The 22,898-nt window shown below is 60.5% G+C and carries 22 protein-coding genes, 1 tRNA gene and 1 pseudogene; 16 read left to right on the top strand and 8 right to left on the bottom strand.

Features of this window, described 5'->3' with window-relative positions; all coding sequences use genetic code 11:
* Positions 1-352: 352 nt before the first annotated feature.
* Entirely contained in the window at positions 353-664 is a 312-nt protein-coding gene (locus ACJ8QF_RS01045) for a MoaF-related domain-containing protein (RefSeq protein ID WP_044031779.1), read from the top strand.
* A 120-nt stretch (positions 665-784) separates the two neighbouring features.
* A pseudogene (locus tag ACJ8QF_RS01040) lies at positions 785-980 on the top strand (tyrosine-type recombinase/integrase); the annotation flags it as partial.
* A gap of 24 nt (positions 981-1,004) precedes the next feature.
* On the opposite strand, the gene ACJ8QF_RS01035 reads toward ACJ8QF_RS01040, so the two are convergent.
* The 3 genes from ACJ8QF_RS01035 to ACJ8QF_RS01025 form a co-directional block, all read right to left on the bottom strand.
* Positions 1,005-1,081: transfer RNA gene (locus tag ACJ8QF_RS01035), tRNA-Arg, on the bottom strand.
* 140 nt (positions 1,082-1,221) lie between these two features.
* A complete protein-coding gene (locus ACJ8QF_RS01030) occupies positions 1,222-1,497 on the bottom strand; it encodes a hypothetical protein (RefSeq protein ID WP_442537203.1) in 276 nt (91 codons plus the stop codon).
* A complete protein-coding gene (locus ACJ8QF_RS01025; protein ID WP_346593712.1) occupies positions 1,494-1,703 on the bottom strand; it encodes a hypothetical protein in 210 nt (69 codons plus the stop codon). Before ACJ8QF_RS01025 ends, ACJ8QF_RS01030 begins: the two co-directional genes overlap by 4 nt.
* A gap of 205 nt (positions 1,704-1,908) precedes the next feature.
* Between ACJ8QF_RS01025 and folD the strand changes: the two genes are divergently transcribed.
* Together folD and ybcJ are read left to right on the top strand one after the other, a co-directional pair.
* Entirely contained in the window at positions 1,909-2,775 is an 867-nt protein-coding gene (gene folD / locus ACJ8QF_RS01020; protein ID WP_004940177.1) for a bifunctional methylenetetrahydrofolate dehydrogenase/methenyltetrahydrofolate cyclohydrolase FolD, read from the top strand.
* Between the two features lie 10 nt (positions 2,776-2,785).
* Complete coding sequence (gene ybcJ / locus ACJ8QF_RS01015; RefSeq protein WP_004940179.1) at positions 2,786-2,998, top strand: ribosome-associated protein YbcJ; 213 nt, start codon at positions 2,786-2,788, stop codon at positions 2,996-2,998.
* A gap of 60 nt (positions 2,999-3,058) precedes the next feature.
* Here the strand turns inward: ybcJ and cysS are convergent, their stop codons facing one another.
* Positions 3,059-4,444, bottom strand: coding sequence for a cysteine--tRNA ligase (cysS, locus tag ACJ8QF_RS01010; protein ID WP_154871309.1), 1,386 nt, complete (start codon positions 4,442-4,444; stop codon positions 3,059-3,061).
* A 309-nt stretch (positions 4,445-4,753) separates the two neighbouring features.
* Here cysS and ppiB point away from each other — a divergent pair, with 309 nt between their 5' ends.
* The 4 genes from ppiB (at position 4,754) to purK (ending at position 7,719) form a co-directional block, all read left to right on the top strand.
* Positions 4,754-5,248, top strand: a complete 495-nt coding sequence (ppiB, locus tag ACJ8QF_RS01005) for a peptidylprolyl isomerase B (RefSeq protein ID WP_004940183.1) — start codon at positions 4,754-4,756, stop codon at positions 5,246-5,248.
* A gap of 10 nt (positions 5,249-5,258) precedes the next feature.
* The gene (locus tag ACJ8QF_RS01000; RefSeq protein WP_442537202.1) at positions 5,259-5,981 is read left to right on the top strand and encodes a UDP-2,3-diacylglucosamine diphosphatase; all 723 of its coding nucleotides are present in this window, start codon (positions 5,259-5,261) and stop codon (positions 5,979-5,981) included.
* A gap of 149 nt (positions 5,982-6,130) precedes the next feature.
* Positions 6,131-6,655: a 5-(carboxyamino)imidazole ribonucleotide mutase gene (gene purE, locus ACJ8QF_RS00995; protein WP_004940188.1), complete on the top strand. Its 525-nt coding sequence runs from the start codon at positions 6,131-6,133 to the stop codon at positions 6,653-6,655.
* Positions 6,652-7,719 (top strand): 5-(carboxyamino)imidazole ribonucleotide synthase, encoded by a 1,068-nt coding sequence (purK, locus tag ACJ8QF_RS00990; RefSeq protein ID WP_442537201.1) that lies wholly within the window; start codon positions 6,652-6,654, stop codon positions 7,717-7,719. The genes purE and purK overlap by 4 nt, the downstream gene beginning before the upstream one ends.
* A gap of 54 nt (positions 7,720-7,773) precedes the next feature.
* Here the strand turns inward: purK and ybbP are convergent, their stop codons facing one another.
* Together ybbP and ybbA are read right to left on the bottom strand one after the other, a co-directional pair.
* Complete coding sequence (gene ybbP / locus ACJ8QF_RS00985) at positions 7,774-10,206, bottom strand: putative ABC transporter permease subunit YbbP (RefSeq protein ID WP_442537200.1); 2,433 nt, start codon at positions 10,204-10,206, stop codon at positions 7,774-7,776.
* Positions 10,203-10,889: a putative ABC transporter ATP-binding protein YbbA gene (gene ybbA / locus ACJ8QF_RS00980; protein ID WP_442537199.1), complete on the bottom strand. Its 687-nt coding sequence runs from the start codon at positions 10,887-10,889 to the stop codon at positions 10,203-10,205. Before ybbA ends, ybbP begins: the two co-directional genes overlap by 4 nt.
* Between ybbA and tesA the strand changes: the two genes are divergently transcribed.
* The 3 genes from tesA (at position 10,860) to ACJ8QF_RS00965 (ending at position 13,233) form a co-directional block, all read left to right on the top strand.
* Positions 10,860-11,498, top strand: coding sequence for a multifunctional acyl-CoA thioesterase I/protease I/lysophospholipase L1 (tesA, locus tag ACJ8QF_RS00975; protein ID WP_161545168.1), 639 nt, complete (start codon positions 10,860-10,862; stop codon positions 11,496-11,498). The two genes, ybbA and tesA, sit on opposite strands and share 30 nt — an antisense overlap.
* A 26-nt stretch (positions 11,499-11,524) precedes the next feature.
* Positions 11,525-12,301, top strand: coding sequence for an SDR family oxidoreductase (locus tag ACJ8QF_RS00970; protein ID WP_004940195.1), 777 nt, complete (start codon positions 11,525-11,527; stop codon positions 12,299-12,301).
* Between the two features lie 77 nt (positions 12,302-12,378).
* Positions 12,379-13,233, top strand: a complete 855-nt coding sequence (locus tag ACJ8QF_RS00965; protein ID WP_004940198.1) for a co-chaperone YbbN — start codon at positions 12,379-12,381, stop codon at positions 13,231-13,233.
* Between the two features lie 125 nt (positions 13,234-13,358).
* Here the strand turns inward: ACJ8QF_RS00965 and cfa are convergent, their stop codons facing one another.
* Positions 13,359-14,510: a cyclopropane fatty acyl phospholipid synthase gene (gene cfa / locus ACJ8QF_RS00960; protein ID WP_004940200.1), complete on the bottom strand. Its 1,152-nt coding sequence runs from the start codon at positions 14,508-14,510 to the stop codon at positions 13,359-13,361.
* A gap of 325 nt (positions 14,511-14,835) precedes the next feature.
* On the opposite strand from cfa, the gene ACJ8QF_RS00955 reads away from it, so the two are divergent.
* Entirely contained in the window at positions 14,836-15,741 is a 906-nt protein-coding gene (locus ACJ8QF_RS00955) for an SPFH domain-containing protein (protein ID WP_004940203.1), read from the top strand.
* Positions 15,742-15,743: 2 nt separating this feature from the next.
* Positions 15,744-16,205: an NfeD family protein gene (locus ACJ8QF_RS00950; protein WP_442537198.1), complete on the top strand. Its 462-nt coding sequence runs from the start codon at positions 15,744-15,746 to the stop codon at positions 16,203-16,205.
* Here the strand turns inward: ACJ8QF_RS00950 and cueR are convergent.
* On the bottom strand, positions 16,202-16,603 hold the full coding sequence (cueR, locus tag ACJ8QF_RS00945) for a Cu(I)-responsive transcriptional regulator (RefSeq protein WP_442537197.1): 402 nt from the start codon (positions 16,601-16,603) through the stop codon (positions 16,202-16,204). The genes ACJ8QF_RS00950 and cueR overlap by 4 nt on opposite strands.
* A gap of 391 nt (positions 16,604-16,994) precedes the next feature.
* Between cueR and ACJ8QF_RS00940 the strand changes: the two genes are divergently transcribed.
* Genes ACJ8QF_RS00940 through ACJ8QF_RS00930 form a run of 3 tightly spaced genes read left to right on the top strand, consistent with a single transcriptional unit; the run spans position 16,995 to position 22,842 of the window.
* Positions 16,995-18,167 carry an acyl-CoA dehydrogenase family protein gene (locus tag ACJ8QF_RS00940; protein WP_346593717.1) on the top strand — a complete coding sequence of 391 codons (1,173 nt, stop codon included), beginning with the start codon at positions 16,995-16,997 and terminating at the stop codon, positions 18,165-18,167.
* On the top strand, positions 18,164-20,179 hold the full coding sequence (locus ACJ8QF_RS00935) for an FAD-dependent oxidoreductase (RefSeq protein ID WP_257214258.1): 2,016 nt from the start codon (positions 18,164-18,166) through the stop codon (positions 20,177-20,179). The genes ACJ8QF_RS00940 and ACJ8QF_RS00935 overlap by 4 nt, the downstream gene beginning before the upstream one ends.
* Positions 20,176-22,842, top strand: coding sequence for a PEP/pyruvate-binding domain-containing protein (locus ACJ8QF_RS00930; RefSeq protein ID WP_442537196.1), 2,667 nt, complete (start codon positions 20,176-20,178; stop codon positions 22,840-22,842). Before ACJ8QF_RS00935 ends, ACJ8QF_RS00930 begins: the two co-directional genes overlap by 4 nt.
* The last annotated feature ends 56 nt before the right edge of the window (positions 22,843-22,898 follow it).

Here is a 22,898-nt window from a genome sequence, read left to right as displayed (position 1 = left end):
GGCTCCATGGGGAAATTTTCGCCTATTGTAGCGCGACAAACTAAACGAAGGTTCAATGCCGCTTGCCGTTTCCTGTGACCGCGCTCGGTGTCAGACAAAGTCCCGTCACTTAAACCCCACAACCCCGCAGTGAACAGTAACCTGCCGCCCATCCCCTTTATGAACAAAAAGAGAAAAGTGAATTGCCCGCCGGTCCCTTTTTCCACCGATGCGCTCTCTCTACTATTGGACCTATCCAGCCGCTTAACGCTCAGCTGGCTGACCTCACTACCGCCTTATGCATGAGTGATTCGGGATAGCAGCGTGCTTCACCGCCGCTTTTCAGCTACGACACATTAAAGGAGTTGCGACAATGGCTGTAAAATTTCCTTATGCAGGCCAATCTTTTACCATCAAGATGGACAATGGTCTCGAAGTTAAAAACGCCTACCATGCCAGTGAAAACACCATTACCGTTGAGTTTCTAAACGGAGAACTTCGCGGAACCATTATGAATGTGCCTTTCCAGTGGCGTTCATTGGCTGACGGCTATTTCATGATTTCCTGGCAAGAATCCGATAAAAATACCGTTGTTCACTGCGATAATTTCGAAAAACACATTTCTTATGCTTACTACACAACGATGAGTGGAGATTTTTACGTGATGGAAGGGAAAATTCTTTAATTTACTTCAACGCCTTTAATCCTTTACGCGTATTAATTGCCGCTCTATCAAATAGCCTATCCTTTGGCGTGGCCATTTTTATGCCTTTCTCATATCGCGCCCACATGACGCAAAAAACAGCGGCATACGTGGGCAAGCAAATTGCTTCAGACCGGTGTGCCACTTTCGGTACTGCAAGAAATGGGCGACTGGGAGAGCATAGGAATGGTACAGCGATACGCTCACCTTGCACACTGAGCATGCGAGGCAAATTGATGCGATTTTCGAAGGTTTAGTCCCAAATCTGTCCCATGATGAAATTGGAAAGACGGGATGAAATGCGTAACTCATTGATACTTAATGGCACGCCCTATAGGATTCGAACCTATGACCTACGGCTTAGAAGGCCGTTGCTCTATCCAACTGAGCTAAGGGCGCATTGAGATGCGGCAACCTGCGGCTGCGGGTTGGGATTATACGGTCAGAGGTTAGCGAGTCAATGCCTTTTCATGACGTTACGACGGCGGCCGTGCTTTATGGCGTTTTTTCCGCCAGCGCCCGCACGGCGAGGGTTCTCGTCAACGGGTGCCGTTACGCTGAGCCAGCCCCGCGCCTACGTAAATCGGCGCGTGCTCACGCCCTTGCCGCCCGTTGTCCCGCCGCTGGCAGAGGCGAGCAGACATCACCACTGCGGCAATGTCCCCCCAATCGGCATGCTCAATCACCCGTGTGTTGCAAGTCGCCGCCACGTTTTCAACCCATGCGGCGTCAGGGCGTGCGCTGTTTAAAGAAGCCTGGCTCCCCGATGCCCAAACCAGCAACAGCGTGCAGCCTGCCCATACGCTGCCGTTCATGCGCACAGCTTCCGCCACAGCGCGCTCAGGCGCGCCCGCCAAGACGGCGCCGACTGGTGCTGACAAAGCTGGTGCAGCGCGGTGAGTTGCGCGCCGTCCGCCGGGTGCAGCGAAGAATCGAACACCGTCTCCCCCACGTGTTTAGGCTGCGCCGGTTGCTCGCCAGGCTGGTGATGCAACGGATAAAGCCGGGTTATCGCTCTCATGATCCTGCCCTCTTTCGCCCTGTGTATGGCCCCAGCGTATGCAAATGCCGGTAAAAATGGCGTAGAGGTTCCTGAAGCCGGCATAAAAAAAGCGTAAATCGGCCTCGCCAACGGCGGCGAGGGTGATTCTGCGCCTGACAGCGCGCTCAGCTTCTGCCAGAATAGCGACATCCCCGCTTTTCTTAATTGATGGATTTCCACACTGATGTCAGCAAAGATTATTGATGGTAAAACGATTGCGCAGCAGGTTAGAAACGAAGTGGCTGAGCAAGTGAAACAACGTCTGGCGGCCGGCAAACGCGCCCCAGGCCTGGCGGTTGTGCTGGTCGGCGAGAACCCGGCCTCGCAAATTTACGTCGCCAGCAAGCGCCGCGCCTGCGATGAAGTCGGCTTCCTCTCCCGCTCCTACGACCTGCCCGCTGCCACCAGTGAAGCCGAGCTGCTGGCGTTGATCGACCAGCTGAACGCCGATGAGGAAATCGACGGCATTCTGGTGCAGCTGCCGTTGCCGGCCGGCATCGATAACGTCAAGGTGCTGGAGCGCATCCATCCGGATAAAGACGTCGACGGCTTCCACCCCTACAACGTCGGCCGCCTGTGCCAGCGCGCGCCCAAGCTGCGCCCGTGCACGCCGCGCGGCATCGTCACCCTGCTGGAGCGTTATAACATCGATACCTACGGCCTGAACGCCGTGGTGGTCGGCGCCTCCAACATCGTCGGCCGCCCGATGAGCATGGAGCTGCTGCTGGCCGGCTGCACCACCACCGTCACCCACCGTTTCACCAAAAATCTGCGTCATCACGTCGAGAACGCCGATCTGCTGGTGGTGGCGGTCGGCAAACCGGGCTTCATCCCGGGCGACTGGATCAAACCGGGCGCCATCGTGGTGGACGTCGGCATCAACCGTCTGGAAAGCGGTAAAGTGGTGGGCGATGTCGATTTCGACGCCGCCAGCGAGCGCGCCGCCTACATCACCCCGGTGCCGGGTGGCGTTGGCCCGATGACCGTGGCTACACTGATCCAAAATACCTTGCAGGCCTGCGAGGAATATCACGACGTTCAACCTAAATAAGTAAGGCAGTATGGAAATTTTCAATCTGGACAATCATCCCCACGTCGAACTGTGCGATCTGCTGAAGTTCCAGGGCTGGTGTGAAAGCGGCGGCGCCGCCAAAGAAGTCATCGCCGAAGGGCGGGTGAAAGTCGACGGCAAGGTCGAAACCCGCAAGCGCTGCAAGATCGTCGCCGATCAGGTGGTGGAGTTCAACGGCGGCAAGGTCATGGTTAAACCCTAACCTGCAGCCATAGAAAAAGGCGCTGAATTCAGCGCCTTTTTTGTTTTCACTTCGGCCGGCTTACTTGCGGCGCCAGGTGGTGCCCTGCGGCCCGTCTTCCAGCACGATGTTCATCTCGTTCAAGCGATCGCGAGCGGCGTCCGCCAACGCCCAGTCCTTGGCTGCACGCGCTTCGTTACGCTGTTTGATCAGCGCTTCGATCTCCGCCACTTCGCCGTCGTCAACCTGTGCGCCCCCTTGCAGGAACTGCTCCGGCTCCTGCTGCAGCAGGCCGAGCACGTTCGCCAGCTTGCGCAGCTCCGCCGCCATGCCGTTGGCCGCCGCCATGTCTTCGCTCTTCAGGCGGTTAACTTCGCGCGCCAGATCGAACAGCGCCGAGTAGGCTTCCGGAGTGTTGAAGTCGTCGTCCATCGCTTCGCGGAAGCGGGCTTCGAACGCTTCACCGCCGGCCGGCGCGGCATCGGCGTCGGTGCCGCGCAGCGCGGTATAGAGGCGCTCCAGCGCGGTGCGCGCCTGCTTAAGGTTCTCTTCGCTGTAGTTCAGCTGGCTGCGATAGTGCCCGGACATCAGGAAGTAACGCACCGTCTCCGCATCGTAATGGCCGAGCACGTCGCGGATGGTGAAGAAGTTATCCAGCGATTTGGACATCTTCTCTTTGTCGATCATCACCATGCCGGAGTGCATCCAGTAATTGACGTACGGGCCGTCGTGGGCGCAGCTCGACTGCGCGATCTCGTTCTCGTGGTGCGGGAACATCAGATCGGAACCGCCGCCGTGGATGTCGAAGTGGGTGCCCAGCTGTTTGCAGTTCATGGCGGAGCATTCGATATGCCAGCCCGGACGGCCCGGCCCCCATGGCGACTGCCAGCTCGGCTCGCCCGGCTTGGACATTTTCCACAGCACGAAGTCCATCGGGTTGCGTTTCACGTCGTCGATCTCCACGCGCGCGCCGGCCTGCAGCTGATCCAGATCCTGACGCGACAGCAGGCCGTATTGCGGATCGCTGTCGATGGAGAACATCACGTCGCCGTTGCTGGCCACGTAAGCGTGATCGCGATCGATAAGGCGCTGCGTGATCTCGATGATCTCGGCGATGTGCTGGGTCGCGCGCGGCTCTTGATCCGGGCGATCGATCAGCAGCGCGTCGAAGTCGGCGTGCATTTCCGCCAGCATGCGTTCGGTCAGCTGGTCGCAGGTCTCATGATTTTCCGCCGCGCGGCGAATGATTTTGTCGTCTACGTCGGTGACGTTGCGCACGTAGTTCAGCGAATAGCCGAGATAGCGCAGATAACGCGCCACCACGTCGAAAGCGACAAAGGTACGACCGTGGCCGATGTGACACAGGTCATAGATGGTTACCCCGCACACGTACATGCCCACTTTCCCGGCATGAATGGGTTTGAATTCCTCTTTTTGACGACTCAGGGTATTAAAAATCTTTAGCATCGGGAGATTCCGTGGTGTGCGTGATAACAAAAAAGATAACCGGGCTTCAGGTTTTACGCCCGGTAGCGTATTGAAACCTGAAGCCTGATCTATTGCAAGGTTAAGGCCAAGCTTTGCTGACTTCACGCGAATAAAATGCGCGAAATTCGCCGGCTGGCACAATTGTTATAATATAACACAAATGCAATTACCACAGACAGTGCGCGGTTGAGCCGCTGCTGACTCGCTGGGGCGGATATGTTATAAGGGCGGTCTGAATGTTCACTCGCTTTACGTGACGTCTCACTTCACCTTGTTAGGATTAAAACTATGGTTACTTTCCACACCAATCACGGCGATATCGTTATCAAGACCTTTGCTGACAAAGCGCCGGTTACCGTTGAAAACTTCCTGAACTACTGCCGCGCCGGTTTCTACGACAACACCATCTTCCACCGTGTGATCAACGGCTTCATGATCCAGGGCGGCGGTTTCGAGCCGGGCATGAACCAGAAAGCGACCAACGCGACCATCAAGAACGAAGCCAACAACGGTCTGAAAAACACCATCGGTACCCTGGCAATGGCGCGCACCAACGATCCGCACTCCGCCACCGCACAGTTCTTCATCAACGTGGCTGACAACGACTTCCTGAACTTCCGCGGCGAAAACGTGCAGGGCTGGGGCTACTGCGTGTTCGCTGAAGTGGTTGAAGGCATGGACGTGGTCAACAAGATCAAAGGCGTGAAAACCGGCCGCAGCGGCATGCACCAGGACGTACCGGTAGAAGACGTCGTCATCAACAGCGTGACCGTCAGCGAGTAATCGCGGCTGCATGAGTACGCTGTTCATCGCAGATCTGCACTTGTGCGCACAGGAACCGGCAATCACTGCCGGTTTTCTGCGTTTTTTACGGCGCGAAGCGGTGCACGCCGACGCGCTGTACATCCTCGGCGACCTGTTTGAAGCCTGGATCGGCGACGACGATCCCGAGCCGCTGCACGCGGAGATCGCCGCGGCACTCAAAGCGCTGCAACAGGCCGGCGTGCCCTGCTATTTCATCCACGGCAACCGCGATTTTCTGCTCGGCAAGCGCTTCGCCCGCGCCAGCGGCATGCAGCTGCTGCCGGAAAAAAAAGTGCTGGAGCTGTACGGCCGCAGGATCCTGATCCTGCACGGCGACACCCTGTGCACCGACGATCAAGCCTATCAGCAATTCCGCCGTAAAGTGCACAACCCGCTGATTCAAAAATTGTTCCTCGCGCTGCCGCTGCGCTGGCGACTGAAGATCGCCGCCAACATGCGCGCCCGCAGCCAGCAATCCAACCAGTACAAGTCGGAAGCCATCATGGACGTCAACCCGCAGGCGGTCGAGCAAACGATGCTGCGCCACGACGTGCACTGGATGATCCACGGCCATACCCATCGCCCGGCGGTGCACCGGCTGGCGCTGAGCAACGGCGAAGCCCATCGCGCGGTGCTGGGTGCTTGGCACGTCGAAGGATCGATGATCAAAGTCAGCGCCGACGCCGTCGAGCTGATCCAATTCCCATTCTGAGTTCCGCGCAGGCGCGCGAGTGAAAATTCGCGCTTTCGCCGGTGAAAACCGGCGACGCAACCGTTTTCCTCGCCGTGCGCTCATGGTATGCTCTACGCCCTCATTCGGCCTTCAGCCGACGCCAGACAAATCACAGGAGCCTTACACCCATGGGAGCCAACGCCGCTTCAGCCGCCAATGCCGGGGCTAAAATCGCAATTGTAATGGGATCGAAAAGTGACTGGGCCACCATGCAGTTCGCCGCCGAAGTCCTGACCCAGCTCGATGTCCCCTTCCATGTCGAAGTCGTTTCCGCTCACCGCACGCCGGACAAGCTGTTCAGCTTCGCCGAGCAGGCTGCCGCCAACGGCTTTGACGTGATCATCGCCGGCGCCGGCGGTGCGGCGCATCTGCCGGGCATGCTGGCGGCGAAAACCCTGGTGCCGGTGCTGGGCGTGCCGGTGCAAAGCGCCGCGCTGAGCGGCGTAGACAGCCTCTATTCCATCGTGCAGATGCCGCGCGGCATCCCAGTGGGGACGCTGGCGATCGGCAAAGCCGGCGCCGCCAACGCCGGGCTGCTGGCTATGCAGATCCTGGCGCTGCACGACGCCGCACTGGCGCAGCGTTTGGCGGACTGGCGTCAGGCGCAGACTGAAGACGTTTTGAACCACCCCGATCCGCGGGAGGACGCATGAAGCCGGTTTGCGTACTGGGCAACGGCCAGCTGGGGCGCATGCTGCGCCAGGCCGGCGAACCGCTGGGCATCGCCGTCTACCCCATCGGCATCGATGCCGAACCCGAGGCGGTGCCGTATCAGAACAGCGTCATTACCGCCGAGATCGAACGCTGGCCGGAAACCGCGCTGACGCGCGAGCTGGCGACCCACAGCGCCTTCGTCAACCGCGACATCTTCCCGCGTCTGGCCGATCGCCTGACGCAAAAACAGCTGCTCGACCAGCTCGGCCTGGCGACCGCGCCGTGGCAGCTGCTGGTGAGCGCCGCCGAATGGCCGCAAGTGTTCGCTTCGCTGGGCGAACTGGCGATCGTCAAACGCCGGGTCGGTGGCTATGACGGCCGCGGCCAGTGGCGCTTGCGCCCGGGCCAGGAAGCCGAACTGCCGGCCGACGCCTATGGCGAGTGCATCGTCGAGCAAGGCATCAATTTCTCCGGCGAAGTATCGCTGGTGGGCGCGCGCGGCCACGACGGCCGTTCGGTATTCTACCCGCTGACCCACAACCTGCATGAAGACGGCATCCTGCGCACCAGCGTGGCGCTGCCGCAGCCCAACCCGGCGCTGCAGCAACAGGCCGAGCAGATGCTGGCGGCGATCCTGAACGAGCTGAACTACGTCGGCGTGATGGCGATGGAGTGCTTTATCGTCGGCGATCGGTTGCTGATCAACGAACTGGCGCCGCGCGTGCACAACAGCGGCCACTGGACGCAAAACGGCGCGTCCATCAGTCAGTTCGAACTGCATCTGCGCGCCATCCTCGGCCTGCCGCTGCCGCAGCCGGTGGTGAGCACACCGTCGGTGATGGTCAACCTGATCGGCACCGCCGTCAACGAACAGTGGCTGTCGCTGCCGCTGGTGCATCTGCACTGGTATGAGAAAGAGGTGCGCCCGGGCCGCAAGGTCGGCCATCTCAATCTGAACGACCCGAGCGCCGCCGATCTGCGCCAGGCGCTGCAGGCGCTGGCGCCGCTGCTGCCGGGCGAGTACCAAAGCGGGCTGGCCTGGGCACAGCAGAAGCTGGCCTAAAGCAAAAGGGGTTAGCCTTAAGCTAACCCCTTTTTTCATCGAACTAAGCCAACATCACCCCTCATAACTGCGGAACAGCGCCTTGCCGCGCAGCAGGCGCACGCCCAGCCAGCCGCCGCACAGCGACAGCAGCAGCGCGCTGGCCAGCGGCAGCGCCCACCACAGCACCGGCGTCGGCGTCCACGGGAAGTCAAACACCCGGCTCTGCAGCAGCCACAGCGCCGCCTCGGCCCCCACCGCCGCCGCGATGCCCGCCACCAACCCCAGCAGAGCAAACTCGCACCACAGCGTGCGGCGCAGCAGCCGTTTGCCGGCCCCCAGCGTGCGGTACACCACCAACTCCTGCCGCCGCTGACGCATGCCGACCTGCACCTGCGCCAGCAGCAATAGGCCGCCACACAGCACCACCAGCACCACCATCACCTCCAGCGCGCGGCTGACCTGTTGCAGCACGCCGCCGACCTGTTTCAGGATCGCGCCGATGTCCAGCAGGCTGAGCGTCGGGAACTGGCGATTGAGCAGGGTCAGCATCTGGCCGTCACCGTCGTAGCGGAAGCTGGTGAGCCAGGTCTGCGGCTGGCCGTCCAATGCGCCCGGCGGGAAGATAAAGTAAAAGTTCGGCTTCAGGCTTTCCCAATCCACCTGGCGCAGGCTGGTGACTTTGGCGCTGAACGCCTGGGTATCGCCGCTGAAGGTCAGCGTGTCGCCCAGCTTGATCTTCAGCCGCCCGGCGATGCCTTCATCCATCGAAACCTCACCGGTTTTCGGCGGCCAATTGCCCGCCACCAGCGGATTGTGATCCGGCAGATCGGCCAACCAGGTCAGGTTCAGCTCACGGTTCACCGCCTCGCCGCCCGGATCGTCTTCATGCACCCGCTCGGTCGCCACCTGCTGGTTTATCTCGGTCAGGCGCACCCGGACGATCGGGTAATAAGTTTCCGGCTTGATCTGGTGCTGCTGCAGGAAGGTTTTCACCTGCGGCACCTGCGCCTCGGTCATGTTGAGCAGGAAATAGTTCGGGCTGTCCGGCGGCAGCTGTTGCTGCCAGCGTTCGAGCAGATCGCCGCGCAGTACCAACAGCAGCGCCAGCAACATGAACGACAGCGAGAACGCCGCCAGTTGGCTGATGGTCACCCACGGCTGGTGCAGCAGGCGGTTGACCGCCAGCCGCAGCGCCAGGCTCTTGAGCGTGATGCGGCGCAGCAACAGCAGGCTGCCCCAGCCGATGCCGCCCAGCAGCAGCGCCAGCACCGCCATACCGGCCAGGATCGCCCACAGCAGCGTGCTGGCCCCCATCAGCGCCACCAACAGCGCCACCACGATCGCCGCCGTCACCGGCAGGAAGTAGCGCAGCGGCCAGACGTTGGCCGTCACGTCGCGGCGCAGCACCCGCAGCGGCTGGGTGGCCAGCAGCTGGCGATACGGCCGCAGCCCGACCAGCAGCGAGATCAGCACCAGCGCGCCGAGCGCCCACAGCCACGGCCAGGCGCCGGCGGCAGGCAACGCAGCCGGTAATACCGGCTTCAGCAGGCGGATCAGCAACGCTTCAAACGCCAGCCCGATCGCTCCGCCGCACGCCGCCGCCAGCGCCATCACCGCCAACCACTGGCCGACGATCAATTTGCGCAGCGCGCCGCGCCCGGCGCCGAGGGTTTTCAGCACCGCGATCAGATCGTAACGGCTGCGGCAATAGTGGCTCATCGCCACCGCCACGGCGGCGATCGACAACAGCAGCGTCAGCAGGGCCGACAGCAGCAGGAACTGTTGGGATCGCTGCAGCGACTTGCCGAGCGCGCTGCCGGATTCCTGCAGCCCGAACCAGCGCTGATCCGGCGTCAACTGCGGCGCCAGCCGTTCCTCGTAACGCTGAATATCCGGCTCGGCGCCGGCGAACATGTAGCGGTAAGTCAGGCGGCTACCCGGCTGCACCGCGCCGGTCTTATCGACGTCCGCCAGGTTGATCATGATGCGCGGCGCGGTCTGGAACGGATTGAAGCCGGCATCCGGCTCCTGAATGATTTCACCGGCGATGCGCAGCGTAGTGTCGCCCACCTCCAGCAAATCCCCCACTTTCACGTTCAGCAGCGCCAGCAAGCGCGGCGCCACCAGCACGCTGCCCGGTTCGGGTTTGATGTTGGCCGGGCGCGTTTCCAGCTTGCCGTACAGCGGATAGGTCAGATCGGTGGCTTTCACGTCCGCCAGTTGCGGCCGCTCGCCGGCATAGGTCATGGTGGTGAACGACAGCTGACGGCTCACCGTCAGCCCCTGCTGCTGCGCGTCCAATAGCCAGCCTTCCGGCACCGGATGCGCGCTGCGCAGCACCCGATCGCCGGCGATAAAATCGCGGCTCTGCTGGCTGAGCCCTTTGTCCATGCGATCGCTGATGCTGCCCAGCGCCAGCACGCAGGCGACGGAGAGCGTCAGCGCCAGCCACACGATCAGCAACGACGGCGAGCGCCATTCGCGCCAGAACCAGCGCCAGATCATGCTTCCTCCCACAGCTTGCCTTCACGCAGCCGCAGCCGCCGCTGGCAGCGCGCCGCCAGGGTTTCATCGTGGGTCACCAGGATCAGGGTGGTGTCGAAATCGCGGTTGAGAGAGAACAGCAGGTCGGCGATGCGATCGCCGGTCTGACGATCGAGGTTGCCGGTCGGTTCATCGGCGAACAGCACCCGCGGCCGGCCGCTGAAGGCGCGCGCCAGCGCCACGCGCTGCTGCTCGCCGCCGGACAGCTGCGCCGGCAGGTGATCGAGACGTTTGCCCAACCCCAGCTGTTCCAGTAACTGCACCGCCTGCTCGCGACTCTGCCTGTCGCTCTCGCCGCGCAGCAGCGCCGGCAGCTGCACGTTCTCCAGCGCGTTCAGCGTCGGCACCAACATGAACGACTGAAACACGAAGCCGACGTTCCTGGCGCGCAACGCGGCGCGCCCCTCTTCGTCCAGCCCGGTCAGCGACTCGCCCAGCAGCCGCACTTCGCCTTCGCTGCCGTCATCCAGCCCGGCCAATATGCCCAGTAAGGTCGACTTGCCCGATCCGGATTCGCCGATCAGGGCGATCGTCTGTGCGGGTTTGACAAGCAGCTCGACTCCGGTAAGGATGGTGAGCTGATGCTCACCCTGACCAACGTGTTTACTAAGATGATGAACTTCAAGAACGTTTTCCGCTGGCATCTTCCCTTCCTTTTGCTGTTGGGATTATTCAGTTTACGCGCTGCCGCCGCCGATACCTTATTGATTTTGGGCGACAGTTTAAGCGCCGGCTATCGCCTGCCGATCGAGCGGGCCTGGCCGACGCTGTTGGCCGAACAGTGGCAGAAAAAACCGGGCGCACCGCAGCTGGTCAACGCCAGCATCAGCGGCGACACCGCCGCGCAGGGGCTGGCGCGTCTGCCCGCGCTGCTGAAACAGCATCAGCCGCGCTGGGTGCTGATCGAACTGGGCGCCAACGACGGCCTGCGCGGCTTCCCGGCGCAGGACGTACAGCGCGATCTCGGCCAAATCATCACGCGGGTGCAGCAGGCCGGCGCGCAGCCGCTGTTGATGCAGATCCGCATCCCGCCGAACTACGGCCGCCGCTACACCGAGGCGTTCAGCGCCGTCTACCCGGCGCTGGCCAAGCAGTTCAACATTCCGCTGCTGCCGTTCTATATGGAACAGGTGGTGGTGAAGCCGGAATGGATGCAGGATGACGGATTGCACCCCAATGGGGACGCTCAGCCGTTTATCGCCACCTGGATGGCGGAGCGCCTGGAACCGCTAGTAAAGCATGAGTCTCACTAAATTAGGGTCGTACACTAGGTAAAGTTATGCAAAAAGCGGTATTGATAACCGGCTGTTCCAGCGGGATTGGATTGATTGCGGCGCAGGATCTGCGCAACCGCGGCTACCGGGTGCTGGCCGCCTGCCGTAAGCCGCAGGACGTGGAAAACATGCGCCAGCTCGGGCTGGAAGGCATCGAGCTGGATCTGGACGACAGCGCCAGCGTCGAGCGCGCCGCCGCCGAGGTGATCGCGCTGACCGACGGCCGCCTGTACGGCCTGTTCAATAACGGGGGGTTCGGCGTTTACGGCCCGCTCAGCCGCATTTCGCGCAGCCAGCTGGAGCGGCAGTTCGCCACCAACCTGTTCGGCACCCACCAGCTAACCCAGCTGCTGTTGCCGGCGATGTTGCCGCACGGCGAAGGGCGCATCATTCAGACCAGCTCGGTGATGGGTCTGGTCTCCAGCGCCGGGCGCGGCGCCTACGCCGCCAGCAAGTTCGCGCTGGAAGCCTGGTCGGACGCGCTGCGTATGGAGCTGCACGGCAGCGGCATTCAGGTCAGCCTGATCGAACCGGGGCCGATCTCCACCCACTTTAGCCAGAACGTCAACCAGGCGCAGAGCGACAAGCCGGTGCACAACCCCGGCATCGCCAAGCGCCTGACGCTGCCGCCGGAGGCCATTCTACCCAAACTGCGCCACGCGCTGGAAAGCCCACGCGCCAAACTGCGCTATCCGGTCACCCTGCTGGCGCACGCGATGAGCGTGCTGCGCCGCATTTTGCCGGGCCGCTGTCTGGATTGGCTGCTGCGCAGCAACGCTTAATTCGCCCGACGGGGTTGAAGAATGGCGGCGCGCCCCCATTTACACCCCATGGCTCCGCACGATCAGAGAGAAAAAAGATGCTAGCTCAAGCTGTTGTTGATATTAACGAAACTAACCTGCACCAGACGCTGGAACAGTCGATGTCCATTCCGGTGCTGTTCTACTTCTGGTCCGAGCGCAGCCAACACTGCCTGCAGCTCACGCCGGTGCTGGACAAGCTGGCGGCGGAATACGCCGGTCAGTTCATTCTGGCCAAGGTGGACTGCGACGCCGAGCAGATGATCGCCTCCCAGTTCGGGCTGCGTTCCATTCCGACGGTCTACCTGTTTAAAGACGGCCAGCCGGTCGACGGCTTCCAGGGCCCGCAGCCGGAAGAAGCGATCCGTGACCTGCTGCAGCGTTTCCTGCCGAAGGAAGAAGATCTGAAACTGGCGCAGGCGCAAGAATTGCTGGCCGCCGGCAACGCCGCCGAAGCGCTGCCGCTGCTGAAAGACGCCTGGCAGAGCAGCCAGCAGCGCAGCGACATCGGTCTGACGCTGGCCGAAACCCAGATCGCCCTCAGCCGCAGCGAAGATGCCGAAGCGGTGCTAGCGACTATCCCGCTGCAGGATCGCGATACGCGCTATCAAGGCCTGGTGGCGCAGATTGAACTGTTGAAGCAGGCAGCGGACACGCCGGAAATCCAACAGCTGCAACAGCAGGTGCAGCAAGAGCCGGACAACGTCGAGCTGGCGGTGCAGCTGGCGCTGCAACTGCATCAGGTCGGGCGTAACGAAGAAGCGCTGGAACTGCTGATGGGGCATCTGAAGAAAGATCTGGCCGCCGCCAACGGCAACGCGCGCAAGACCCTGATGGACATTCTGGCCGCACTCGGCACCGGCGACGCGCTGGCCGCTAAATATCGCCGCCAGCTGTACTCCCTGCTGTACTGATATCCGTCATACCTGAAGCTGCATCCAGGCGGCAAACGTGAGAAGCCCTGGGAGCTTAGATAACTAAGTGACCAGGGGATCGAACGTGCAGCCAACAACGATGCGGCGGAAAAGACGAAGGGATATCAACGATAGACCCTCACCCCGCCCTCCACGCCTGCCGGGCTGAACAACACCTGCCACAGCTGAATGTTGCGCGAACGAAACGCGCCGGCGCAGGCGTTCAGGTAATAAGTGAACATGCGCTCGAAGCGCTCGGAATAACCGCCCGCCAATTCCGGCCACGCCCGTTTGAAATTCTCCAGCCAGGCCATCAGCGTGCGATCGTAATCGGCGCCGAAGTTGTGCCAATCCTCCATCACGAAACGCCCTTCGCTGGCCTCGGCGATATGCCGCACCGAAGGCAGACAGCCGTTGGGGAAGATGTATTTGTCTATCCAGGCGTCGACGTTAAGGTCGGTTTGATTGGAACCGATGGTGTGCAGCAAAAACAGGCCGTCGGGCTTCAGGTTACGCGCCGCGACGCTGAAATAGGTCTCGTAGTTTTTCGGCCCGACGTGCTCGAACATGCCGACCGACACGATGCGATCGAACTGAAGATCCAGATCGCGGTAATCCTGCAGCAAGATCTCGACGTCCAGCCCGGCGCAGCGTGCCTGCGCCAGCTTCTGCTGCTCGGCTGAAATGGTCACGCCGTGCACCGAGACGCCGTAGTTTTGCGCCGCAAACTGCGCCAGCCCGCCCCAGCCGCAGCCGATATCCAGCAGCGTCATGCCCGGTTTCAGCTGCAGTTTTTCGCAGATCATCCTGAGCTTGGCCTGCTGCGCCTGCTCCAGCGTTTGCGCTTCTTTCCAGTAGCCGCAGGAGTATTGCATGTAAGGATCGAGCATCGCCCGGAACAGGTCGTTGCCGATGTCGTAATGCTCTTTGCCCACCTGCCAGGCGCGCTTGCGCGATTGGCGGTTGAACAGCCGGGCATAGGCGATGCGCGCGATGTCGCTCAGGCTTTTCGGCAGCCGCTCATCGACGCCGGCCTGCAGAATGCGGGTAAACAGCATGTCCAGCCGTTCGCATTCCCACCAGCCGTCCATATAGCTCTCGCCGAAGCCGAGCGAGCCTTCCTGCAAAATGCGTTTGAACAGCGCCGGGTTATGCACCCGGATATCCCAGGCGCGCGGGCCGTTGATGGCGACGCCGGCTTCGGCCAGCATCTCCTCTACAATGCGATACCAGCGGTCTTTCTTCTGGGCGAGTTCATCAACACTGAGCGAATCCATAACAATCCTTGGCCGAAATGTCATTTCAAAAAGCATAGTCGCAAATAAAAATGACAAATTTTTGACGGTAAACACGGGGGTGTTTTTACTCTAGCCAAGGCGAGCAACATCATGAAATGAATAAAAATTATTGAAATCATGCCATTTAGGCATACTTATCCGCCAACTGTGCCAGACTTATTTCAATAACGTTTTTCTTCCTGTTCGGAACAGCGGCTCCGCTTATGGCGGAATCACCAACGCCCTGGATTAAGTCGCGGTATCGGTAGGCATTTTTCCTGAGCTGGCGTAATATCTGTTTACATATGTCTGACAGGAGGTTTGCATGCTTACTTTTATTCCCATCGTGATCGTCGTCGCGCTGATTGTGGTGTTCGCCGGCGTCAAAATTGTGCCGCAGGGGTTCCAATGGACGGTAGAACGCTTCGGCCGCTACACCAAAACGCTGATGCCGGGCCTGAACCTGGTGGTGCCGTTCATGGACCGCATCGGCCGTAAAATCAATATGATGGAGCAGGTTCTGGACATCCCTTCGCAGGAAGTGATTTCCCGCGATAACGCCAACGTGGCCATCGATGCGGTGTGCTTTATCCAGGTGGTCGATCCGGCGCGCGCCGCCTACGAGGTCAGCAACCTCGAACAGGCGATCGTCAACCTGACCATGACCAACTTCCGCACCGTGCTCGGCTCGATGGAGCTGGACGAAATGCTGTCGCAGCGCGACAGCATCAACAGCCGCCTGCTGCACATCGTCGATGAAGCGACCAACCCTTGGGGGGTGAAGATCACCCGTATCGAGATCCGCGACGTGCGCCCACCGGCGGAACTGATCGCCTCGATGAACGCCCAGATGAAGGCCGAGCGAACCAAGCGCGCCGACATCCTGGAGGCGGAAGGGGTGCGCCAGGCGGCCATTCTGCGCGCCGAGGGTGAGAAACAATCGCAAATCCTGAAGGCCGAGGGCGAACGCCAGTCGGCGTTCCTGCAGGCGGAAGCGCGTGAGCGCGCCGCCGAGGCCGAGGCGCGCGCCACCCAGCTGGTGTCCGACGCCATCGCCAGCGGCAACATTCAGGCGGTGAACTACTTCGTGGCGCAGAAATACACCGACGCGCTGCAGAAGATCGGTTCCTCCAACAACAGCAAAGTGGTGATGATGCCGCTGGACGCCAGCAGCCTGCTCGGCTCGATCGGCGGCATTACCGAACTGCTGAAAGAAAGCAAAGGCAAATAATCATGCTCGAACTGATCGCGGCGAATCCGCTGTGGTTCTGGCTCTCCCTCGGGGGCGTGTTGCTGGCGGCGGAAATGCTCGGCGCCGGCGGCTACCTGCTGTGGAGCGGCGTGGCGGCGCTGTTGGTCGGCGCCTTGATCTGGCTGCTGCCACCGCTTTCCTGGGAATGGCAAGGCGTGATCTTCGCCGTCCTAACCGTCGTCGTCGCTTACCTGTGGTGGTACTGGCTGCGCCGGCGCCCGTCGGCCGCATCCGGCGGGTCGCCGGTGCTCAACCAGCGCAACCGCCAGCTGATCGGCACCCGCGCCACGCTGACGGAACCGATGCACAACGGCATGGGGCGCATCAATATCGGCGACAGCAGCTGGCGCGCGCAGGCGGCGGAAGATCTGCCTGCCGGCACCGAAGTGGAAGTGGTGGCGGTGGAAGGGGTCACGCTGGTGATCCGCGCCATCAGCCGTTAATTCGAACGACAGCATCCCGCCAGATTATTGATGATGGGGCACTCCGCCCCCTCGTCGCCCGGACATTGTTCCGCCAGCGTCAACAGGCGTTGGCGCATTTCGCTCAGTTCGCTGATGTGCCTTTCGATCTCCGCCACCTTCTGCAGCGTGCGCGCCTTCACGTCGGCGCTGTGGCGGGCCGGATCGTTGAACAACGCCACCAGCTCACGGCACTCGTCCAGGTTGAAGCCCACCTGCCGCGCCTGGCGCAGCAGCGTCAGCTCTTCAACGTGCCTGGCGGAATAATGGCGATAACCGTTATCGCTGCGGATCGGGGCGGTAATCAGCGCTTTCTCCTCGTAAAAACGAATCGTCTTGCTGGTTAACCCGGTCTTTTTCGCGACGTCGCTAATATTCATTTTTTCCTCCGGAATGCTCCTGCTCACCTCCTATCTTAAGCCGCTTTCCGCCACTCACCAAGTCTCAACGCCCTACCGTCGATAGCGATGAGAAACCGATAGCCACAGCCAAAAGATAGATACTTCACTTGCAAAGTATTCATCAAAAAACAATAGACAATCTAACCTATTAAAATTTGATCAAATTAAGATTTTTATTATATGTAAATTTTTGTGTATAAATAACACAAAATAAAACACAATTAAAACAACAAAATAAAAACACAAGTTAACAAAATTGTAATAATAGACCACATAAATAAACATTTATTTACATTTGCCATTACTGCGCCTGTTTGAGTTTTGGCCACCTCCAAACTAGAAATATTAGCTAATTTAATCTCTCAACCCGATGGCGGAGTTCGTCATGGATTTTAACTTATCAAGCGAGCAGCAGGCTCTAAGCGAATCCGCTCAGCGTTTTGCCCGCGAGGTGCTGGATCAGGATGCGCATGATCGGCTTTCACGGCAGGTATTAAGCCTGGATTTGTGGCGACAAGCCGCCGCCTATGGTTTTACCCGAGCCCCCGTGGCGACCGCGTTCGGCGGATTGGGCATGAGCGCGCTCGATACTGCGCTGATGATTGAGGCGCTGGGTAAAGGCAGCCGCGACATCGGCATGTCCTTTTCGCTCTGCGCCCATCTGTGCGCCTGCGTGATCCCGCTTTCCCGCTTCGGTTCCGAGGCATTAAAAGCGCAGTATCTCGAAGCGTTGGCGGCCGGAAAACTGATCGCGGCGAATGCGGCGACGGAGCCGGACGCCGGTTCCGATATTTATGCCATGAAATCAACCGCTCAACCCTGTGAAGGCGGCTACCGGCTCAACGGAAACAAAATTTTCATCACCAACGCGCCGATTGCCGACATCTTCATCGTCTATGCGAAAACCCATCCCGAACATGGCTTTATGGGCGTGTCCGCATTTGTGCTCGAGAAAGGGATGCCAGGCTTAAACGTAGGCGCCGTCAGCCCGAAAGATTGCCTCTCCAACTGCCCGTGGAGCGAACTGACCTTCAACGACGTCTTCATTCCAGAGGCCCAACGGCTCGGCATGCCGGGCGCCGGCGGCGCCATCTTCCACGATTCAATGATCTGGGAAAAGGGCTGCCTGTCGGCTCTGTTTATCGGTGCAATGGAGCGCGTGCTCGACAGCGCGCTGGACTATGCCAAACAACGCCGACAATTCGGCAAAGCGATCGGCCAATTTCAGTCCGTCTCCAACCGCATCATCGAGATGAAACTGCGTCTGGAACAGTGTCGGCTAATGCTCTACCGCGCCTGTTGGAAACACGATCGGGGCCAGGACGCCGAGATCGACATCGCCATGAGCAAACTGTTGATTTCCGAATATGCCGTGCAGTCCGCGCTGGACGCGATTCAAATCTTCGGCGGAGCCGGCATGGATCAAGAACTCGGTCTGGTGCGCCACTTGCTGAACGTGATCCCCAGCCGGATCTTCTCCGGCACCAACGAGATACAAAAAGAAATTGTCGCCCGCAAGCTGGGTCTGCGGGGAGGCGCATGATGATCGTTCAACGCGTTTTTGCCGTGCTCTATATGTTGGCCGGCCTGGCGAAAGCCTTCCCTCAGTTGGAAAACGTCGCCGATATTCTGCAGCAGGCAGCCGTGGCGAACCAGGGCACCTGGTACGCCGGGGCGACGGCTTGGCTGGCGGCGCAGGGTACAGCGGTTAACGCGCTGATCGGCGTGGCGCTGTTTGCCTCCGGTGCGGTCTTGATGTTCAACCCGCGTTGGACGCCATTGATCATCTACTGCCAGCTGCTGATGATGGCGGGATTTGTCACGATCCTGCACCGCGCCCAGCCGCAGGTCATATTGCTCGATGCGATTTTCGCGCTGGCGGCGCTGTACATGCTGCGGCAGCAACACCACCGCAAACCCAAGCCGCGCACGTTCCCCACGCGCGACTTTTCCACGCCCACGCCGGCGTCAGCCGGCTCGGTAACCCCCACGCTGGACGGCGAGTATGACGTGGTGATCATCGGCGGCGGCGTCTCCGGTTTGGCCGCGGCCAGCGAACTGACCGAACGCCGGGTTCTGGTGCTGGAAAAAAGCGCTTCCTTTGGCGGCAACGCGCGCTACCGCGCGGTGAATCGCCTGAAGTTTCCCATCGCCGGCGTCTGCTTCCAGGAGCCATTGCCGGGTTCGTTCATGTTGCAACTGCTGAAGAAAATCGGTCTGAGCGGCGCCTACAAGTCCAATGAAAAGGACACGCTGGTGTTTTTCGACACCTTCTTGCTGCTCCGATGCCTGGGTGAAGTCGTCGTTGGTTTTCTCAAACAGCCGGTCTACCTGCTGAAACCCGCCGTCTGGCGCCTGACGGGACAACTATTCCTGCATGCCTTGATCGGTAAACCTTATGTTATCGCGGCAAAACAGCTGGGCGATCCGATCTTTGCCGATCTGTACGCCTTCCTCGATACCTTCTCGCCGCGCGGCGAGCGGTACCCCAGCCTGCCCTGGACGCCGCAGAGCGCCTGGAGCAAGGCGAATATGGCGCTGCTCGACACTATCCCGCTGTACACTTATCTGTTCGAACCGCACAAACTGGATCAGATCCCGGCGGATCTGCGGCCACCGAGAAAATTCGGCAAGCTGGTAGAGAATGCCGTCAGCACCACGCTGCGCGTGGAATGTCTCGATATTCGCGAAGTCTCCGCCTATGTCGGATTGCACTTCCTGGTGGGGTATTTACGCGGCAATCTGGTCACGCTGCCGGGCGGTAACGGCAGCATCAGCGCCGGGCTGCTCGACTATCTTGAGGAGCAAAACAACGTCAGGCTGCAAAGCCGCGTACAGCTTCAAAGCATCACACCCGGCGGCGACGAAACGGTGATCCGGTTCAGCGTCAATGGCGCGGCCAGCGAAATCAGAGCCAAACAAGTGATCTGGGCTGCCCCCAAAACGCATGTGCCCACCTGGTTGCCCACCCTGCCCAAAGAGCAATTGGCGGCGATCCGTCAGATCCGCCATGAAGATTACTACCTGGCGAACGTGCTGTTGAAAAAACCGATCCTCGAACACTCGTTCGGCGGCTATCTGATCGAGCCGGAAAACACCCGCACACCTTACTATTGGAGCAAAGCCGGCACCTGCCTGATCGCCAATTGGATGGACAATCACCTCAGCGCGGAAGCCGGGGTATTAACCCTGCTCAAACCGACCACTCGCCCAGAGCGGCAAGGCCGCACCGCGCAGAACGAGTTCCCGGCGCTGCAGCAACAGACCTATGTCGAAATCGCCAAAGTGCTGGGCAACATGGGCATTGACGCCGACATCATTGAAGACATTCAAATCTGGTTCTGGCCCGCGGGTCTGGTGACCTCGGTCGCCGGACAACAGGCTCAGGGCGTGTTTCACCAGGCCAGCAGGCCGTTTGAGAATATTCACTTCGCCAATCAGGACAGCGTGGGCATCGGCAATATCGAAAGCGCGGTGTTAGCCGGGTTGAACGCCGCCAAAGCGGTGAGAGAACGCCTCGCAATGCCCGTTACGCCTGCGGAGGTGATGTCATGAATCCTACCCTGGTGGTTGAACTTTCCGGCGATAAAACGCTGGAACCCCATCGCCTGGGCGGCAAAGCCCATTCGTTGAATCATTTGATTCAGGCGGGCTTGCCGGTGCCGCCGGCGTTTTGCATCACCGCGCAGGCTTACCGGCAGTTTATCGAATTCGCCGTGCCGGGAGCGCTGCTCGACACGGGCGCGCCGGGCAACGTGCGCGATATGATTTTGAGCGCCGCCATCCCCGCCCCGCTCGATCTGGCGATCCGTCACGCCTGCAAACAGTTGGGCGACGGCGCCTCGCTCGCCGTGCGCTCTTCGGCGCTGGAAGAAGACGGCCTGACCCACTCTTTCGCCGGGCAATACGACACTTACCTGCACGTGCGCGGGGATGACGAGGTGGTGCGCAAGGTGCAATCCTGCTGGGCGTCGCTCTGGGCGGAACGCGCCGCCCAGTATAGCCGGACATCGGCGGCGCAGAGCGATATCGCCGTCGTCTTGCAAATCATGGTGGATGCAGACGCCGCCGGCGTCATGTTTACCCAAGATCCGCTGACAGGCGATGCCAACCACATCGTCATCGACAGCTGCTGGGGGCTGGGTGAAGGCGTGGTCTCCGGACAGGTCACCACCGACAGCTTCATTTTGGATAAGGCGAGCGGCGAGATCCGCGAGCGGCAAATTCGTCACAAACCGCACTATTGCCAACGCGATCCGCAGGGACGGGTCGCGCTGCTGCAAACGCCTGAAGCCAGGCGAGACGCCCCCAGCCTAACCCCGGAACAGCTGCAACAGCTTGCCAGGCTGGCCAGGCAAACGCGGATGATTTACGGCGCGGAACTGGATATCGAATGGGCGGTGAAAGACGATCGCGTGTGGCTCCTGCAGGCGCGGCCGATCACCACGCAGGCCAAACCGGTTCAGATGCTTTACGCCAACCCGTGGGAAAGCGATCCGGCGATCAAGGAACGGGCCTTTTTCTCCCGAATGGACACCGGCGAGATCGTCACCGGCTTGATGACGCCGCTGGGGCTGTCGTTTTGCCAGTTCTACCAAAAGCATATTCATGGCCCGGCGATCAAAACCATGGGGCTGGCGGATATCGGCGATTGGCAGATTTATATGGGGTATTTGCAAGGCTACGTCTATCTGAATATCTCCGGATCGGCCTACATGCTCCGCCAATGCCCGCCCACCCGCGACGAAATGAAGTTCACGACCCGCTACGCCACCGCCGATATCGATTTCAGCGGGTACAAAAACCCCTATGGCCCCGGCGTACAGGGATGGGCCTATCTCAAGAGCGCCTGGCATTGGCTGAAACAACAGAGGCATAACCTGCGCAGCGCCGGCGCGACCGTCGATGCCATGATCGCCCTGCGCCAGCGCGAGACGCGCCGCTTTCTGGCGCTGGATCTGACCACCATGACGCATCAGGAGCTGGAGCGGGAACTCAGCCGCATCGACGGTTACTTCCTCGACAGCTGCGCCGCCTATATGCCCTTCTTCCTTCAGTCGTTCGCGCTCTACGATGCGCTGGCGCTGACCTGCGAACGTTACCTCAAAGGCCGCGGCAACGGATTGCAAAATCGCATCAAGGCGTCGATGAACAACCTGCGCACCATCGAAGTCACGCTGGGCATTCTCAGCCTGGTGGAGACGGTCAATCGTCAACCGGCGTTGAAGGCCCTGTTCGAGCGACACAGCGCACAGGAACTGGTCACCGTCCTGCCCACCGATCCCGAATCGCGCGCCTTCTGGCAAAGCGACTTCAGCGCCTTCCTGTTCGAGTTCGGCGCCCGTGGCCGCCAGGAGTTCGAATTGAGTCTTCCGCGCTGGAACGACGATCCCAGCTACCTGCTGCAAGTGATGAAAATGTATCTGCAACATCCGGTGGATCTGCACACGAAACTGCGGGAAACAGAGCGGCTGCGCCATGAAGACAGCGCGACGCTGCTTAAAGCGATGCCCTGGTTTGGCCGGATGAAGCTGAAGTTCATCACCAAACTGTATGGCGTGATGGCCGAACGCCGCGAAGCGACCCGGCCAACCTTCGTCACCGAAACCTGGTTCTACCGCCGCATCATGTTGGAAGTCCTGCGGCGCCTGGAGGCGCAAGGCCTGGTCAAACAGGCCGATCTGCCCTATGTGGACTTCGAGCGCTTCCGCGCGTTTATGGCGGGGGAACAGTCGGCGCAGGAGGCGTTCGCCGCCGATCTGATCGAGCGCAATCGCCACCAGCATCTGCTGAACCTGCATGCGGAAGAGCCGCCGATGGCGATCGTCGGGGGGTATCAGCCCAGGATGAAAGCCCCCACGGCGGAAAACGCCGCCGGCATGCTGTCCGGCCTGGCGGCCAGCCCCGGCAAAGTGGTGGCGAAGGCGCGCGTCATCACCGATCTGCTGGCGCAGGCCGGCGAGCTGCAGCCCAACGAAATCCTGGTGGCGCGCTTTACCGACGCCAGCTGGACCCCGCTCTTCGCGCTGGCGGCGGGCATCGTCACCGATATCGGCTCCGCGCTGTCCCACAGCTGCATCGTCGCACGCGAATTCGGCATCCCCGCGGCGGTCAATCTCAAGAACGCCACCCAGCTGATCAACAGCGGCGACACCTTGATTCTCGACGGCGACAGCGGGACGGTCATTATTCAACGCGGAGAACGTGCCGATGGCTAGTCAGCACCACATCCGGCGAAGGTAAACCATCCGCCTGAAAACAGCACAATTCAACG

Origin of the sequence: Serratia sp. CY81684, from assembly GCF_052166595.1 — a bacterium.
GTDB lineage: Bacteria > Pseudomonadota > Gammaproteobacteria > Enterobacterales > Enterobacteriaceae > Serratia > Serratia nematodiphila.
Note: the sequence above shows the minus strand (reverse complement) of the source record. Positions and strands in the feature narration are given on the sequence as shown.